Here is a 15,730-nt window from a genome sequence, read left to right as displayed (position 1 = left end):
CTCTTGGTGATCATCGTCCTGACCGGGGTCCGCGTGTGGTGGGACGTGCTGTTCCAGTAATGCCTTGACGCCCCGCCGCGCCGTCAGGCGCCCGTTGAGCGCCGTCGTCCTGGCGCCGGCGGCCCTCCCCGTTTGGCCTAGTGCCGTTCCAACTATTCGCGCCTAGGAAGGCACCGTATACGTCGTTCGTGGACAGATTTAGTATCAACAAGTTGGAACGGCACTAGGAGGAGTCATGGCCGTGAGGCTGGAGTTGAAACCAAACCGGAGCACCGGCGGGGGCCCAGCGGATATCATGGAAGCGGCGATGGTTGAGGTCGATCGTCTCTCGGTCTGGTACGGGCCGAAGCCCGCGTTGCAGGAGGTCACCCTGGCGGTGCCCAAGCACCGGATCACCGCCTTCATCGGACCCTCCGGGTGCGGCAAGACCACCCTCCTGCGGTGTCTCAACCGCATGAACGATCTGGTGGAGGGAGTCAGGATCGCGGGGACGATCCGCATCGGCGGCGCCGACATCTACGATCCGGCGCTCGATGTGACGGAGCTGCGCAAGCGCGTCGGGATGGTCTTCCAGAAGTCGAATCCCTTTCCCAAGTCGATCTTCGAGAACGTCGCCTACGGGCCGCGAATCCTGGGCGTGCGCAACCGCGGCGACCTGGAGGCGATCGTCGAGCGCAGCCTGCGGAGCGCTGCGCTCTGGGACGAGGTTGACGACCGGCTCGAGGACAGCGCGCTGGGGCTGTCCGGCGGTCAGCAGCAGCGGCTGTGCATTGCCCGGGCGATCGCGGTGGAACCCGACGTGCTGCTGATGGACGAGCCCTGCTCGGCGCTCGATCCGATCGCGACCGCGAAGGTCGAGGAGTTGATGCTTGAGCTCAAGAACAGCTACACCATGATCATCGTGACGCACAATATGCAGCAGGCGGCGCGCGTGTCCGACTACACGGGCTTCCTGCTCCTGGGAGATCTGGTGGAGTTCGGCGTCACCCGAGAGCTGTTCACGAATCCCCGGGACAAACGTACCGAGGATTACATCACCGGCCGCTTCGGGTAGGATGAAGGTCGTGCAACGCCACTTCCACGAGGAGCTGGAGACCCTGAAGCAGACCCTCCTGGCCATGGGCGCCCTGGTGGAGGACCAGATCCGGCGGGTGATGCGGGCGCTGATCGAACGCGACGACGCCCTGGCCCGCAGCGTGATCGAGCGCGACCGGCAGGTCAACACCTACGACGTCGAGATCGACGAGAAGTGCGTGGAGCTCCTCGCCCTCCACCAGCCGGCGGCCGGCGATCTGCGCTTCATCACGACGGCCATGAAGATCGTCACCGATCTCGAGCGCATCGGCGATCAGGCGGTCAATATCGCGCAGCGGGCCGTCGAGCTGAACCTCGAGCCCCAGCTCAAGCCCTACATCGATCTCCCCCGGATGGCCGAGAAGGCCCAGGCCATGGTCAAGGAGAGCCTGGACGCCTTCGTGGCGCGCGACACGGCGCTGGCCCGCCGGGTGTGCGGCGAGGACGCGGCGGTCGATGCCCTCAACCACCAGATCTTCCGGGAGCTGCTGACCTTCATGATGGAGGACGCCCGGACCATCCCCCGCGCCATCCGCCTGATCCTGATCGCCCGCTTCCTCGAGCGGGTCGCCGACCACGCGACGAACATCGCGGAGATGGTCATCTACCTGGTCGACAGCAAGATGGTGCGGCACACGCTGGCGTGACGGGCAGCGCCGAGTGAGCGCCGGCGGTACCCGGGGCCGGCCGGCTCCCCAAGCCCATTCGACTGAGGCCCTGGAAGTCGGGCAATCGCGCGAGGTTCCTTTGAGAGTCATGAGTGGGCCTCGTTCGAGCCTCGGGCGCCGAGTGACCGCCGAGGCCCTGGGCTCGGCCTTCCTGCTGGCGGCAGTGGTGGGCTCCGGGATCATGGGGGCGCGGCTTGCCGGAGGCAACATCGCCGTGACGCTGCTCGCCAATGCCCTTGCGACAGGTGCGGCCCTGGTGGCGCTGATTCTTGCGTTGGACCCCATTTCGGGCGCTCACTTCAACCCGGCGGTCACGCTGGCCGACGCCTCCCAACGCGGGCTCCCATGGCGGGAGGTACCGTCCTACGTCGGCGCGCAGATCGTGGGCGCATTCGCCGGAGTGGCGGGCGCGCACATCATGTTCGGCGAGCCCGTGTTCTTCGCCTCTCGCCAGGCGCGTCAGGGAGGTGCCCAGCTCTTCAGCGAGTTCGTCGCGACCTTTGGGCTGCTGGCCGTTATCCGGGGCTGCGCGCGGCTCCCCTCCTCGACCGTCCCGTTCGCCGTCGCCGCCTACATCACGTCGGCCTATTGGTTCACGGCCTCGACCTCGTTCGCCAACCCCGCGGTGACCCTCGCGCGCTCGGCCAGCGACACCTTCGCCGGGATCCGTCCCGCGGATGTGCCCGGCTTCGTTGCCGCGCAGCTCCTGGGGGCGGCCGCGGCCACCGCGCTCTTTCACTGGCTTGTCCCGCCCCCGGCCGACGTGGGGAGGGAGCGCGAACGCCCGACCATGCCGCCGGGGGCGGAGCGGCACCAGCCCGGGCCGAGCCAGCTCGCCGAGAAGGCCGAATGACGAACGTGATCTTCGCTTGCGTCCGCAACGCCGGGCGCTCGCAGATGGCCGCCGCCTTCTTTAACGTGCTGGCTGATTCCCAGAAAGCGCGGGCTATCTCGGCAGGGACCGAGCCGGCGGAGCGAGTCCATCCGGAGGTCGTCGCCGTCATGCGCGAGGTCGGGATCGATCTCAGCGGTGCCCGGCCTCAGCGTCTGACCACCGAACTCGCCGCCGGCGCGCGGTTGCTGGTCACCATGGGCTGCGGCGAAGCCTGTCCCTTCGTGCCCGGCCTGAAGCGGAACGACTGGCCGATCGACGATCCCCACCGGCAGCCGATCGAGCGCGTGCGTGAGATCCGCGACGAGGTTCGCCAGCGCGTCGAGACGCTCGTCGCCGCCGAAGCCTGGACGAAGACCCGGCCGTAGGCCGGATCGCCGACTCATCGGGCCTCCGCGTCTACTTCGACTCGACCTTGCCGATGCGTTTGATCACGGCGGCCAGCCGCCGCGCATCCGCGTCCCACCAGGCGTTGAACTCGTCGCCGTCCTGGTAGGCGATGGGCACCTGGATCTTGTCCATGGCGGCCTTGACGTCCGGCTCCTGTACGGCCTTCTGCGTCGCCTCCCGCAGTACCCGCAAGGCGTTCGCCGGAGTGTTCTTGGGCGCGAAGAGCGCGATCCACAGGTAGTACTCGACGTCGTAACCCAGCTCCTTCAGGGTCGGGACGTCGGGGAAGTTCGGGTGCCGGGTGGCGCCCGAGACGGCCAGCGCCCGGAACTTGCCGGACTTGATGTGGGGCGCCGCCGGCCCCGTGGTCGAGGCCCAGAGGTGGGCGTGGGCGCCAAGGACCGCGGTCGTGGCTGGGCCGCCGCCCGCGGTCGGCAGGTGGCGCATCTTGAGGCCGCCCGCCGCCTGCAGCAGCATCTCCATCGGCACGTGGGAGGCCCCGTAGATTCCCGAGGACGAGAAGATGATCTCCCCCGGCCGCTTCCGCGCGTCTTCGAGCAGCTCGTGGAGGGTCTTCCATGGCAGATCCGCGTTCACCACCAGGATCGTGGGATCGGCGTTGATGCGGGCGATCCCGACGAACTGGTCGCGCGTGAAGACCGGCGTCCGCCCGAACAGGGCGTCGACCTCAGGGAGCAGTGAGATGGCGGGGACGGAGACGAGGATCGTGTAGCCATCGGGCTTGGCCACCGCCGCCGACTGCATGCCGACGGCCCCCGACGCGCCGGGCTTGTTGACGAGGACGACCGGTTGCTTGAGGATGCGCTCCATCGCTGGCACCAAGGGGCGCATCGTGAGGTCGGCGAGTCCGCCGGGCGGGAACGGGTTGACGATGGTGATCGGGCGGGTGGGGTACGGCTCGTCGGCCGCGGAGGCGCCCGCGACGAGGGCGAGCAGGATGGCGAGGGTGACGAGGGCCGTATGAATCATGCTAGCCTCCTGTCAAAGAGGGAGATCACGATGACGACAATGCCCGAGGGTCTGAACCCCGAGATCCGAACGCGGGAGATTGTATTCGAAGCCGACGTGCAGGGGGTAACGCCCTTTCTGAAGGTCGCCACCGTCAGCCGCAGCGGTACCGGCCACATGACGTTCGTCTCCGACGAGGGGCCGAACCTCGGCGGCCTCGGCTCGGCCCCGACGCCCCTCATGTACTTCAGCGCCGCTCTGGCGTTCTGACTCCTGACCCAGGTGTCCCGGTACGGGCACATGCTCAAGGTGACGGTGAACAAGATGCGGATGCGGGTGACCGCGCGCTACCGGGTCGAGGGCTCGGTGCTGAACGACACGGTCGAGGCCACCATGCTCGGTGCCGAGACCACGCTGGAACTGGAGTCGCCCGACCCGCCGGAGCGGGTGGCCAAGGTGGTGCGCAACGCCGAGCGCGGGTGCTTCGTGATGCAGGCGCTGCTCAAGCCGGTCGCCGTGACGGGCACGACGCTTCTGAACGGCGCGCTGCTCCCGGGGTAGTCTGGTCGGAGGGGGCGGACGTTACGGCCCCCTCCGAGTTCCATAGTCAGAGGGGGCCTCACGGCCCCCTCCGAACCTTCCCAATGGGAATTACGCGGGCGAAGCCCGCGCTCGAACGCTCCGGGGCTTCCCCGTCACCAGTCGATCGTCTGGCCGGGGCTGAGCAGCGCGATCCGCTTCTCGAGTCCCCGCCGGAGCGCTTCGCGCAGCAGGCGCTCGGGGGGCTCGCGGAAGAACTCGCGATTCATGTCGAAGGTGCCCCAGTGCACCGGGACCAGGACCCGGCCGCCGACGTCCTCGAAGACCGAGAGCGCTTCCTCCGGGTTGACGTGGTTCGGATGGAGGCGGGCGTAGGCGCTGTAGCCCCCGATGGGGATCGCCGCCAGGTCGAAGGGGCCGAGCCGCCGACCGATCTCACCGAAGCCGCTCCAGTAGCCCGTGTCGCCGGCGAAGAAGAAGCGCCGGTCGCGGCCCGCGATGACCCACGAGGCCCACAGGCGGAGATTCTGGTCGCGCAGCGTGCGGCCGGAGGAGTGCTGGGCCGGCGTGCACACGATCCTCAGGCCGCGGAAGGTCCGCGCCTCCCACCAGTCGAGCTCGACGACGTCGTGGATGCCCGCCTCGGCGAACCACGCCTTGAGCCCCAGCGGGACGAAGAAGGTCGGATGGTGCGTGAGGGCCAGGCGGCGGACGGTGGCCTCGTCCAGATGGTCGTAGTGGTCGTGCGAGATCACCACCGCGTGGATGGGGGGGAGGTCTTCGAAGCGCAGCCCGGGGGCGATGAGCCGCTTCGGTCCAAAGAAGTCGACGGGGCTGGCGCGATCGCTCCAGTTGGGGTCGGTGAGGACGTTGACGCCGTCGAGCTGCACGAGCAGCGAGGAGTGGCCGATCCAGGTGGCCGTCGGGTGCTCGCCATTGGCGCGCAGGGCGGCGCCGTCGTTGAGGAGCACCGCCGGCGTCGGTCCACGGTCGGGCGTGCGCTCGAAGCTCCGACGCACGAGCCGCCGCGCGCGGAGCACGACCGAGTAAGCATAGTCGGGGTCGAGGTTGCGGAAGCCGCGCGCGGCGTGGTGCGCGGGCTGCCCGGGGCGGGGCTGGTCGGCGGCGAACGTCGTGAAGTCGGCGAGGAGCACGCCGGCGAGGAGCAGGGCACCGAGGCCGGAACGCATGGGAGCGTCACCCTACCACGGAACGGCGTTCCTCACTACGGCCGGCGCCGCTCACGGCGCCAGCAACGTGCCGAGCGCATCCGCCAGCCGCAGGTACTGCTCCGGCGTGTTGTAAAGTTGCGCCGAGACGCGTAGCAGACGCCCTGGGGAGGCCGGCCACGCGATCACCGGCACCTCGATCCGAAAGCGCTCGAGGAGGGCGACCTGGAGCGGATCGCGGCGAGGCGGCATCGGTCGGTCGGCGTCCGGCAGCGGGACGGCCGCCAGCGAGCCGATCATGGCGTCCGGGCACGGCGGGGCGAGGCCCAGGGCCTCGGCCAGCCGGCGCCGGGCCGCGAGCGCCAGCGCGCGATTGCGTGCCATCAGCGCCGGCCAGCCGCCCGGCAGTGCAGCTCCCAGGACTCGGATCGCCTCCGGGACCGCCAGATAGGCCGTCGGGTCGTGAGTGCCGGTCCAGTCGAACTCCAGGCGGAAGCGCGAGCGGTCGGCGCGCGGCGAGTTGGCGCCATGGCTCAGCACCAGCGGCCGGATGCCGGCCTGCCGGTCGTGGCGTACGTGGAGGAAGGCCGCGCCCTTGGGCGCACAGAGCCACTTGTGGCAATTGCCCGCGTAGTAGGCCGCCCCCAGCGCCCGGAGATCGAGCGGCAGCATCCCCGGCGCGTGGGCGCCGTCCACCAGCGTGTCGATGCCGTCCCGGGCCAGCTCGGCGACGAGGCGCCCGAGCGGAAGCACCAGGCCCGTGGGGCTCGTCACGTGGTCGAGCAGGGCGAGCCGGGTCCGCCGCGTGACGGCGCCGAGGACCGCGTCGACGACGCGCTGCTCGTGGTCCAGGGGAAAGGGAACGGGCGCGACGACGACCCGAGCGCCGGCGCGCCGGGCGGCGAACTCGAGGGCGTTGCGGCAGGCGTCGTAGAGGTGGTCGGTCGTCAGCAGCTCGTCGTCCGGCCCGAAGGCGAGCGACTTCAAAACGGTGTTCACGCCGGTCGTCGCGTTGGGCACGAAGGCGAGGTCGTCGGGCTCGGCGCCGAGGAAGGCTCCCAGCCCCGCCCGGGCGGCGTCGAGCCGGCCCTCGAGCTCGCGTCCCAGGAAGCGCACGGGCTCGCGCTCCATCTCCTGGCGCAGGCGCTGCTGCGCCTCCAGCACGGGCGCGGGGCACGCGCCGAAGGAGCCGTGATTCAGGAAGGCGACGGCTGGATCGAGCGCCCACACGGCCGCGCCGGTGCGACGCCCTAGGCGGCGCGGACGCGACCCGAGAGGACCGCCACCGTCCGCGCCAGCGCGGCCGGATCGACCGGCTTGGTGAGGTGCCTCTGATAGCCGGCCGCCAGCGCGCGGGCCCGGTCTTCGTCCCGCGCGTAGGCCGTGAGCGCGACGGCCGGCAGCCACCGGCCCTGGTCGGCGTCACGCAGCCGGATCTTGCGGATCAGCGCATAGCCGTCCTCGCCGGGCATGGCGATGTCGCTCACCAGGACATCCGGCTGGGTGAGGGCGATAGTCATGAGCGCCTCGCTCGCGGAGCCGACGGCGGTCACGCGGGCCCCGCACCGTTGGAGCAGCGTCGTCAGCAGCTCGCGCGTGTCGGCGTCGTCCTCGACCAGGAGCACGCGCACCCCGTCGAGCGAGGGCAGACCCTCCCCCGCCGCGTGGTCGTCGCCGCCCTCCAGGCGGCGCGCGGCCCCCTCCCCTCCGGCCGACGCGGCGGGGGTGAGGGGCAGTACAGGCTGGGGGCGGTGCCTGGCAAGCCGCGGGCCCCGCCAGGTGAGAAAAAGTTTTCCTATCGGCGCCCGGCCGCCTCCGGTGTGACGGCGTCGTACAGGTGGCAGGCGGTCAGACGGCCGTTCACGGGCCCCAGGCGAGGCTCGTCGAGTGCGCAGCGGGCCATCGCGTGCGGGCAGCGGGGGTGGAAGCGGCAGCCCGTGGGCGGATGGAGCGGGCTCGGCACCTCGCCGGCCAGGATGATCTCCTCGCGCTGCTCGTCCGGGTGCGAGGGCAGCGCCGCCGAGAACAGCGCCTGCGTGTAGGGATGCTTGGGGTGCGTGGCGATCGCCCGCCCGTCGCCGATCTCCACGATCTTGCCCAGGTACATGACGGCGACGGTATGGCTCATGTGGGCGACGGCCGCCAGGTCGTGGGCGATGAAGAGGTAGGCGAGGCCGAGCCGCGCCTGGAGATCGCGCAGCAGATTCAGGATCTGAGCGCGGATCGAGACGTCGAGCGCCGAGACCGGCTCGTCGAGCACCACCAGCTTCGGCTCGAGCGCCAGCGCGCGGGCGATGGCGATGCGCTGCCGCTGGCCACCCGAGAACTCGTGGGGGAAGAGGTCCCGCGCGCGCGCCGGCAGGCCCACCAGGTCGAGGAGGCGCTGCATGCGCCGGTCGACCTCGGAGGCCCCGAGGCGCTCGTTGGTGACGAGTGGCTCGGCGATGATGGCGCCCACCCGTATGCGAGGGTTCAGCGACGCGTACGGGTCTTGGAAGACCGCCTGCACCGAGCGGCGGTAGGCGCGCAGCCCCGCCGCGTCGAGCTCGGCGAGGTTCCGCCCCTCCCAGCGGATCAGGCCGGCGGTCGGCTGCTCGAGCTTGAGCACGAGCTTGGCCGTCGTCGACTTGCCGCACCCCGACTCGCCCACCAGACCCAGCGTCCGGCCCTGCTCGATCGCGAACGAGACGCCGTCGACGGCGCGAACACGGCCTCGGTCGCGCGAGAAGAGGCCGCCGCGGACCGGGAAGTGCTTGACGAGGTCTTCGGCGTCGAGCAGGGCCATCGTCCCCGGCCACCCTCAGCGTGTGAGGTTGAAGAGGCGCGCCGCCTCGCCGGGGGCGGCCAGCCAGCAGCGCGCGGCGTGGTCGTCGGCGACGTCGAACGCGGGCGAATCGTCGGCGCGGCAGCGGTCCATGGCCTGCGCGCACCGCGGGTGGAAGGCGCAGCCCCCGGGCAGCGCCGCCAGGTCGGGCGGCTGGCCGTCGATGACAGTGAGCCGTTGGTCGCGGTCGCCCAGCCGCGGGATCGACTCCAGCAGGGCCCGCGTGTAGGGGTGGGCGGGCGCGTTGAAGATGCGCTTCACCGGGCCCGACTCGACGACCCGGCCGGCGTACATGACGGCGACACGGTCGCACATCTTGGCCACGATGCCGAGGTTGTGGGTGATGAAGATCAGCGCGAGACCGTGCGCGCGCTGCAGCTCGCGCAGGAGCCTGAGGTACTGCGCCTGGATGGTCACGTCGAGGCTGGTCGTCGGCTCGTCGGCGATGAGCAGCTTGGGCTCGCAGGAGATGGCGATGGCGCCGACGATGCGCTGCCGCATTCCGCCCGACATCTGGTGCGGGTATTCCCGCACGCGCGTCTCGGGGGCGGAGATCTTCACCGCCTTCAGCAGATCGTGCGCCCGTGTCCAGGCCGAGCCGCGACTGGCCCCCTCGTGGACGCGGATGGACTCGGCGATCTGATCGCCGATGGTGAAGAGCGGGTTCAACGAGGCCATCGGATCCTGCAGGATCATGGCGATGCGCTTGCCACGGATCCGGCGCATCTTGCCGGCGGGCTTCTTGAGGAGGTCTTCCCCCTCGAACAGGATCTCGCCGCGCACGATGCGGGCCGCCGGCGGCAGCAAACGCAGGATGGTGAGCGCCAGCGTCGTCTTGCCGGAGCCGGACTCGCCCACGACCCCGAGCGTGTCGCCGGCGTGCAAGCGCAGGGACACGTCTTCCACCGCCGCCACGACGCGGGTGCCGCGCGCCGAGACGTAGTGCGTGGTGAGGTGTCGGAGCTCGAGCAGGGGTGTCGGCGCGCTCATAGGTCGGAGGGGGCGCCTTCACAGGCGCGCCCACAGGGCGCGACGGCCCCCTCCGAGGCCTCCCCCAGCACAGGTTGCGCCGGCGAAGCCGGCGCTCGAGGCGGCGCGCTCGGCTCTTGGGTTGACACAGGATGTCTTACAGTTGCCGCAGCTGAGGGTCGAGCTTCACGCGCAGCCAGTCGCCGAGCAGGTTGGCGGCCAGGACCATCAGCATGATGCAGGAGCCGGGCAGCACGGTCAGCCACCAGTAGCCGGCCATCAGCCCCTTCTTGCCGTCGGCGAGCATGAGCCCCCAGGCCGGCTTGGGCGGCGGCACCCCGACGCCGAGGAACGACAGCGCCGCCTCGGTGACGATGACCACGCCCAGCATCAGCGTGCCCAGCACGACGGCGGAGTTGAGCACGTTGGGCAGGATGTGGCGGCGCATGATCGTCCGCTTGGAGCAGCCGGCCACGATGGCCAGCCGCACGAAGTCGCGCTCCTTGAGCGACAGGACCTCGCCGCGGATGACGCGGGCGTAGCGCGTCCAGTAGACGGCGCCCAGGATGATCACGATGTTCATCTCGCTCGGCCCCACCACGGCGGCCAGGAAGATGGCGAAGGTGAGCGCGGGCAGGGCCAGCCAGGTGTCCGTCACCCGCATGATCACCTGGTCGACCCAGCTCCCCAGGTAGCCGGACAGGATGCCGAGAGAGGTGCCGAGGACGCCGGCGAACAGCACGGCGGTGAAACCCACGATCATGGAGACGCGCGCGCCGAAGATCAGGCGCGAGAGCACGTCGCGCCCGAGGTGGTCGGTGCCGAGCAGGTACTTGTCGCTGCCGCCGGCCTGCCAGGCCGGTGGTCGGAAGCGGTCGCCGAGCGTGCCGATCTCGGGGTCCCAGGGCGCGATGACGTCGGCGAAGATCGCCACGAACACCAGCACCAGGAGGATCGCCGTCGGGATCAACGGGAAGCCTTCGGAGCGGAAGGCGGCGAAGCGCCAGGCGAGGGCGAGGCCGGCCGCCCGGCTGCTGTCGAGAACCTTGCTCATTGGTATCTGATCCTCGGATCGATGACAGCGTAGAGCACGTCGACGACCAGGTTGACGACGACGATCATGGCGCCGCCCAGCAGCACGGTGGCCTGGACGATCGGAAAGTCGCGGAACGCGATGCCCTCGTAGAGCAGGCGACCGACGCCCGGCCAGGCGAAGACGGTCTCCACGACCACGGCGACGTTCACCATGATGACGAGGTTGATGCCGGCCAGCGTGAGGACCGGGATCAGCGCGTTCTTGAAAGCGTGCTTGGCGATGACGAGGGCCTCCGGCAGGCCCTTGAGCCGCGCCAGCTTCACGTACTCGGAGCCCAGGACCTCCAGCATCGAGGAGCGCGTGAGTCGCATGTGGGCGGCGGCGAAGTACCAGCCCAGCGCCACCGCCGGCATCACGACGTGCAGCGGCGTGCCCGACCCCGAGGAAGGCAGCCAGCCGAGATACACGGAGAAAAAGAGAATCATGAGGAGCCCCACCCAGAAGGCTGGCATGGACAGCCCCAGCAGGGCGAAGATCTTGCCCGCGCTGTCCCACCAGCGGTTGACCCGGACGGCGGCCAGGATGCCGCTGGGGATGCCGACGAGGAGCGAGAAGAACATGGCGGCGGTGGCCAGGAGCAGCGAGTTGGGCAGGCGCGAGAGGTAGAGCTCCAGGACCGGCATGCGGTAGTAGAACGACTGGCCGAAGTCGCCGCGGACGAGGCTCGCCATGAAGCTCCCGTACTGGAACCAGAGCGGGCGATCGAGGCCGAACTGTTGCCGGATGGTGTCGATGTCGGCCTGGCTGGCGCCGGGCTCGACGAGCAGCACGGCCGGATCGCCCGTGAGGCGCACGAAGAGGAAGATGGTCAGCGAGAGCAGGAAGAGGGAGACCAGCGAATAGGCCAGGCGCCGGAGGACGTAGCGCTTCATGGCTTCTTGAGCCGGAGATCTTCGTAAGGCGCCGAGTAGGCGTGGCCGGCAATGAGGGCGAGCCCCGATTCTTCCACCCGCGGCCCGACCCCGTTGAGGAAGGCGAGCTCCCAGATCGGCGCGAACATCACCTTGTCGTGCATGAGCTGCTGCAGGCGGTGGAGGATCGCCTCCCGCTTCTTCCGGTCGAGCTCCGAGACCTGCTCCTGGAAGAGGCCATCGAGGTCCGGATAACTGCCGTAGACGTAGCTGCCTCCCGAGACGACGAACGCCTCCAGCCGGGTGGCCGCGTTACCGAAGGCACCGCTGGCGCCCTGGATGATGTTCCGGTACTTCTTCTCGGAAAACCCCTTGAAGAAGGCCGCGCGCTCCAGCGGGCGCAGCTTGAGTCGAATCCCCACGCCCTGCAGATAGTTCGCGGCGGCCTCGGCCAGGTTGGCGTAGGCGACGTCGCAGAAGTACTCGCCCGCGTCGAAGCCGTTGGGGTATCCGGCCTCGGCCAGGAGCCGCTTGGCCCGGGCCCGATCGAAGGGGTACGCCGGCGGCGGCCAGTAGAAGTCGAAGGTGCTGGGGATGATGCTCCCGGTGATCTTCGAGAACCCCAGGGTCTCGGCCTCGTTGATGGCCTTCCGGTCGATCGCGTAGTTGGCGGCCAGGCGCACGCGCTTGTCGTGCCAGGGCGACTTGGGATCCCACTGATCGGCGAAGTAGAGCCAGAAGGTGGCCTGGATCACCGCGGGCTTCAGCGTGAGCCCCGGCGTCCGCCGAATCTCCTCGGCCAGGGCGCCCCGGATGGAGTAGGCGATGTCCGCCTCGCCGCGCTTGAGGGCGGCCAGGCGCGTGGACTCGTCGGGGATCACTTTGAAGACCAGACGCTTCACGCTCGGCGTCTTGCGCCAGTAGTGATCGAAGGCCTCCAAGACAAGCTCGACACCCGGGGTGAACGACACGAATCGATACGGGCCGGCGCCCACCGGCGATTTCTTGAAGCCCTCGTCGCCCACCTGCTCGACGTAGGCCTTGGGGACGATCCAGCCGGCGCCGGTGGCGCTGCTGTAGAACGTCAGGAAGTCGGGCCACGGGCTCTTGAGCCGGAACCGGACGCGCCCGGGGTCGGGCACCTCCACGGCGGCGACCCGTTCCTTGAGCGCTTTGGCGGAGGTGCCCCGGTAACGCTCGAAGGAGAACTTGACATCCTCGCCGGTGACCGGATCGCCGTTGTGGAACTTGGCGCCTTTGCGCAGGACGAACTCGTAGACGAGACCGTCAGGGGAGGCGCTCCAGGACTCGGCCAGACTGGGGGCCAGGCTCTTACCGGGCATCGGCTTCACGACGGCGTCGTGGAGCGCGTAGAGGACCATGAACGGCGTGATGATCCCAGGGGTCTCCGCGGGGTCGAACCAGGTCGGCGCCAGCGTCGTGTGCACGGCCCAGGTGATCTGGCCCTCGGGGCCGGAGGCGCCGGCCGGAACGGCGATGCTGAGGACGCTCAGTGAAATGCCGACGAAGAGGCCGAGCGGACCGTTGGCTCGACTCATGGTGCGCCTCACTTGGCCTTGAGTTTCAGGTCCTCGTACGGCGACGAGGCTCGACGTACTTGCGGGGCACGATCCAGGCGGCGCCGGTCGCCGGCGTCCCGTAGAAGGTCATGAAGTCCACGTCAGCTGGCCCTCGGGCGCGGCGCCGGCGGCAGCGGCGACGAGCAGCGCGGTCCCGACCAGCAGAACCAGCCCGCTGGCGAGGAGGACGACGGCTGCCTTTCTTCGGCTCATGGTGAGCCTCCCCGGAGAGAGACGGATTATAGACCCGATCAGAACGGCGCGCGCTGCCCCTCCGGCAGGGGGGTGTCGAAGGAGAAGAGGACACCGGCGATCAGCTGGTAGTAGCCGGCCAGGACGACCAGCTCGAGGAGGCCGGTAAGCCCCAGGTCCTTCTGGACCTCGTCGTGCAGACCCTGGGGCACCGACTCGTGGGCGAGGACGTGCCGGACGACCCTGACGGCGTTGGCGTACCGCGCAGGGAGCGTCGAGAGGTCACCGCGCGTGCGCACGAGCTCGATCACCTCGCCCGGGAGCCCCGCCTTGAGCGCGACGGGCGCGTGCGCCACCCACTCGTAGGGCTGGGCCACCGCGCGCGCGGTGACGAGGATCGCCAGCTCCCGCACGTCCCCCGGGAGCGTGGCGTCGAATCGCAGGTACTCACCCACGTCGGCCACGCGCTCGGCCAGGACCGGATGGTGCATCAGCGGCGCATAGGGGCCGCGGATGGCTCCGCGCTTTCTGGCGATCTTGTCGTAGATCCTCTTGGCCTCGGGACTCAGCGAGTCCAGCGGGTCGGGCAGTCGGGCCATCACACGCTCCTGGGGGGACGCTGGTCCTTTCCCGCCGGGATGCTAACACGTTGACAGAACCCTGGTGATGGCTTACCTAGGAGCGCAGCAGCCTCAGGAGGCCCGCGCCATGCCGTCCCGCAAGTTCCGGATCATCGACGCCGACGGGCACGTGATGGAGCCGGCCGGCATGTGGGAGCGCTACATCGGCCCCGAGTTTCGTGATCGCGCGCCGCGCGTGGTGCGCGGGCCCAGCGGACGCTCGGGCTTCGAGAGCGGGGGGCGGGTGTCGCCGCGGCTGGAGTGCATCAGCCTCGCCATGCGCGGCGCCTTCGCAGCACGGGTGCGCGAGCACCTGAGCGAGTACCTCGAGGCGGAGTACGATGCCGAGTCCCAGATCAAGGCGATGGACGCGGGCGGCATCGACATCGCGTTCCTCTATCCCACCCAGGGACTCTACGTGGCGTCCATCGACGACCTGGCGCCCGAGCTGGCGATCGGCATCTGCCGCGCCTACAACGACTGGATGGTGGACTTCTGCGCCCACGCGCCGGACCGCCTGCGCCCCGTCGGCATGCTCGTCGCCCTCCACGAGCCGGCCCTGGCCGTCCAGGAGGCCGAGCGCCTCGCCGCGCGCGGCTTCAGGGCGGTCTTCGTCCGTCCGAACCCGATCCGCGGGCGGAACCTCGACGATCCGGCCTACGAGCCCTTCTGGGCCGCCTGCGAGCGGCGGGGCCTGGCCGTCGGCATTCACGAGGGCGTGGGAGCGTACCTGCCCGAGGCGGGCGCCGATCGCTTCCGGAACTTCTTCGCCTGCCACGCCGCCTCGCATCCGATGGAGCAGATGCTGGCGATGCTGGCGCTCATCGGCGGCGGCGTCCTCGAGCGTCACCCGCAGCTGCGCGTCGCGTTCCTGGAATCGGGCTGCGGCTGGCTGCCGTACTGGCTGTGGCGGATGGACGAGCACTGGGAGCAGACGGAGGGCATCGCCGGCGAGCCCCAGCTCTCCATGAAGCCGAGCGACTACTTCCGCCGCCAGTGCTGGATCGCGTGCGAGCCCGACGAGCCCTACATCCCCCACGTCCTCGACTTCATCGGCGAGGACCGCCTCCTCTTCGCGAGCGACTACCCGCATCCGGATCACAAGTGGCCGGAGACGGCCGAGGCGATGCTCGCCCTGCCGGTTTCAGACTCGGCCCGGCGGAAGATCCTCTGGGACAACCCCGCGGCGCTCTACGGTCTGGCCTGATGCGCTAGGGCCCGGACCGGGCTCCTCCCCGGGAGCGCGGGAGGCTAGGGGTTCTGCACCACGACGTCGACGGTGGCCGAGCCGGTCCGGCCGGCCGCATCCCGCACGGTGGCTTTCAGCGTCTGGGCTCCGTTGGCCACGCGCGTGGTGTCCCACGGCAGCGCCACGTGGGTGCCCGAGGACGATTCGGTCCAGAGTGTGGTGGCGCCGACGGAGAGCGTGTAAGTGAACGGCGGCGTCCCCGGCGAGTCCACCCAGATGTTCGACCAGTTGATGCCGCTGACGGCTTCGCCCGGACGTGGCGATGTGAGCGTGATCGTGAGCGTGCCGGTGCCTCCGCCGCTGCTCATGGTGACGGTGCGGATGGCGGTGGCGCGGGCGCCGGCGCTGTCGGTCACGGTGAGGCCCAGCGTGTGCGTGCCGTTGGCCGACGCGGTCGTGTCCCAGCTGTAGGAGGCGCTGGTCCCGGCCGTCGTCGTGGTGAACACCTGGGCGCCGTCGATGGCCAGCGCGTAGCTATAGGGCGAGGTGCCCCCGCTGGCGGCCAGGCCGACGATCGTCGTCCCGTTGACGGTGGCACCTTCGGCGGGGCTCGTGAAGGAGGCGCCGAGGGTGGGGGGGGCGCCGCCCTGGACGGTGACGCTGACGCTGGACGAGCCGGTCCTGCCGGTCGCGTCACGGACGGTGGC

18 protein-coding genes are annotated in these 15,730 nt (G+C 70.0%); 6 read left to right on the top strand and 12 right to left on the bottom strand.

The window, feature by feature from the left end; all coding sequences use genetic code 11:
- The first annotated feature begins 307 nt into the window (after window positions 1–307).
- The 4 genes from pstB to VGV13_04020 all read left to right on the top strand — a co-directional run bounded on the left by pstB (window position 308) and on the right by VGV13_04020 (window position 3,002).
- Window positions 308–1,054, top strand: coding sequence for a phosphate ABC transporter ATP-binding protein PstB (gene pstB / locus VGV13_04035; GenBank protein HEV8640248.1), 747 nt, complete (start codon window positions 308–310; stop codon window positions 1,052–1,054).
- A gap of 1 nt (window position 1,055) precedes the next feature.
- Window positions 1,056–1,721: a phosphate signaling complex protein PhoU gene (gene phoU / locus VGV13_04030; protein ID HEV8640247.1), complete on the top strand. Its 666-nt coding sequence runs from the start codon at window positions 1,056–1,058 to the stop codon at window positions 1,719–1,721.
- A gap of 109 nt (window positions 1,722–1,830) precedes the next feature.
- A complete protein-coding gene (locus VGV13_04025) occupies window positions 1,831–2,595 on the top strand; it encodes an MIP/aquaporin family protein (protein HEV8640246.1) in 765 nt (254 codons plus the stop codon).
- Window positions 2,592–3,002, top strand: a complete 411-nt coding sequence (locus VGV13_04020; GenBank protein HEV8640245.1) for an arsenate reductase ArsC — start codon at window positions 2,592–2,594, stop codon at window positions 3,000–3,002. Before VGV13_04025 ends, VGV13_04020 begins: the two co-directional genes overlap by 4 nt.
- 31 nt (window positions 3,003–3,033) lie before the next feature.
- Here VGV13_04020 and VGV13_04015 read toward each other — a convergent pair whose 3' ends face one another.
- Window positions 3,034–4,014, bottom strand: a complete 981-nt coding sequence (locus VGV13_04015; GenBank protein HEV8640244.1) for a tripartite tricarboxylate transporter substrate binding protein — start codon at window positions 4,012–4,014, stop codon at window positions 3,034–3,036.
- Window positions 4,015–4,044: 30 nt separating this feature from the next.
- Here VGV13_04015 and VGV13_04010 point away from each other — a divergent pair, with 30 nt between their 5' ends.
- Window positions 4,045–4,554 (top strand): OsmC family protein, encoded by a 510-nt coding sequence (locus tag VGV13_04010; GenBank protein HEV8640243.1) that lies wholly within the window; start codon window positions 4,045–4,047, stop codon window positions 4,552–4,554.
- A gap of 134 nt (window positions 4,555–4,688) precedes the next feature.
- Here the strand turns inward: VGV13_04010 and VGV13_04005 are convergent, their stop codons facing one another.
- The 10 genes from VGV13_04005 to VGV13_03960 form a co-directional block, all read right to left on the bottom strand.
- A complete protein-coding gene (locus VGV13_04005) occupies window positions 4,689–5,723 on the bottom strand; it encodes an MBL fold metallo-hydrolase (protein ID HEV8640242.1) in 1,035 nt (344 codons plus the stop codon).
- Window positions 5,724–5,774: 51 nt separating this feature from the next.
- The gene (locus tag VGV13_04000; GenBank protein HEV8640241.1) at window positions 5,775–6,932 is read right to left on the bottom strand and encodes an aminotransferase class V-fold PLP-dependent enzyme; all 1,158 of its coding nucleotides are present in this window, start codon (window positions 6,930–6,932) and stop codon (window positions 5,775–5,777) included.
- 20 nt (window positions 6,933–6,952) lie between these two features.
- Complete coding sequence (locus VGV13_03995) at window positions 6,953–7,327, bottom strand: response regulator (GenBank protein ID HEV8640240.1); 375 nt, start codon at window positions 7,325–7,327, stop codon at window positions 6,953–6,955.
- Between the two features lie 170 nt (window positions 7,328–7,497).
- Window positions 7,498–8,487, bottom strand: a complete 990-nt coding sequence (locus tag VGV13_03990) for a dipeptide ABC transporter ATP-binding protein (protein ID HEV8640239.1) — start codon at window positions 8,485–8,487, stop codon at window positions 7,498–7,500.
- Window positions 8,488–8,502: 15 nt separating this feature from the next.
- The gene (locus VGV13_03985; GenBank protein HEV8640238.1) at window positions 8,503–9,516 is read right to left on the bottom strand and encodes an ABC transporter ATP-binding protein; all 1,014 of its coding nucleotides are present in this window, start codon (window positions 9,514–9,516) and stop codon (window positions 8,503–8,505) included.
- A gap of 136 nt (window positions 9,517–9,652) precedes the next feature.
- Window positions 9,653–10,549, bottom strand: coding sequence for an ABC transporter permease (locus VGV13_03980; GenBank protein ID HEV8640237.1), 897 nt, complete (start codon window positions 10,547–10,549; stop codon window positions 9,653–9,655).
- Window positions 10,546–11,463, bottom strand: a complete 918-nt coding sequence (locus VGV13_03975) for an ABC transporter permease (protein ID HEV8640236.1) — start codon at window positions 11,461–11,463, stop codon at window positions 10,546–10,548. The genes VGV13_03980 and VGV13_03975 overlap by 4 nt, the downstream gene beginning before the upstream one ends.
- Window positions 11,460–13,001: an ABC transporter substrate-binding protein gene (locus tag VGV13_03970; GenBank protein HEV8640235.1), complete on the bottom strand. Its 1,542-nt coding sequence runs from the start codon at window positions 12,999–13,001 to the stop codon at window positions 11,460–11,462. The genes VGV13_03975 and VGV13_03970 overlap by 4 nt, the downstream gene beginning before the upstream one ends.
- 108 nt (window positions 13,002–13,109) lie before the next feature.
- Window positions 13,110–13,235, bottom strand: coding sequence for a hypothetical protein (locus VGV13_03965; GenBank protein ID HEV8640234.1), 126 nt, complete (start codon window positions 13,233–13,235; stop codon window positions 13,110–13,112).
- Window positions 13,236–13,273: 38 nt separating this feature from the next.
- Window positions 13,274–13,813 carry a carboxymuconolactone decarboxylase family protein gene (locus tag VGV13_03960; GenBank protein HEV8640233.1) on the bottom strand — a complete coding sequence of 180 codons (540 nt, stop codon included), beginning with the start codon at window positions 13,811–13,813 and terminating at the stop codon, window positions 13,274–13,276.
- Window positions 13,814–13,922: 109 nt separating this feature from the next.
- Between VGV13_03960 and VGV13_03955 the strand changes: the two genes are divergently transcribed.
- Entirely contained in the window at window positions 13,923–15,041 is a 1,119-nt protein-coding gene (locus VGV13_03955; protein ID HEV8640232.1) for an amidohydrolase family protein, read from the top strand.
- Between the two features lie 44 nt (window positions 15,042–15,085).
- Here VGV13_03955 and VGV13_03950 read toward each other — a convergent pair.
- The coding region (locus VGV13_03950) for an Ig-like domain-containing protein (protein ID HEV8640231.1) at window positions 15,086–15,730 on the bottom strand (645 nt) is incomplete at its 5' end.

This window comes from Candidatus Methylomirabilota bacterium (genome assembly GCA_036001065.1).
Classification (GTDB): Bacteria; Methylomirabilota; Methylomirabilia; order Rokubacteriales; family CSP1-6; genus MNEF01.
Note: the sequence above shows the minus strand (reverse complement) of the source record. Positions and strands in the feature narration are given on the sequence as shown.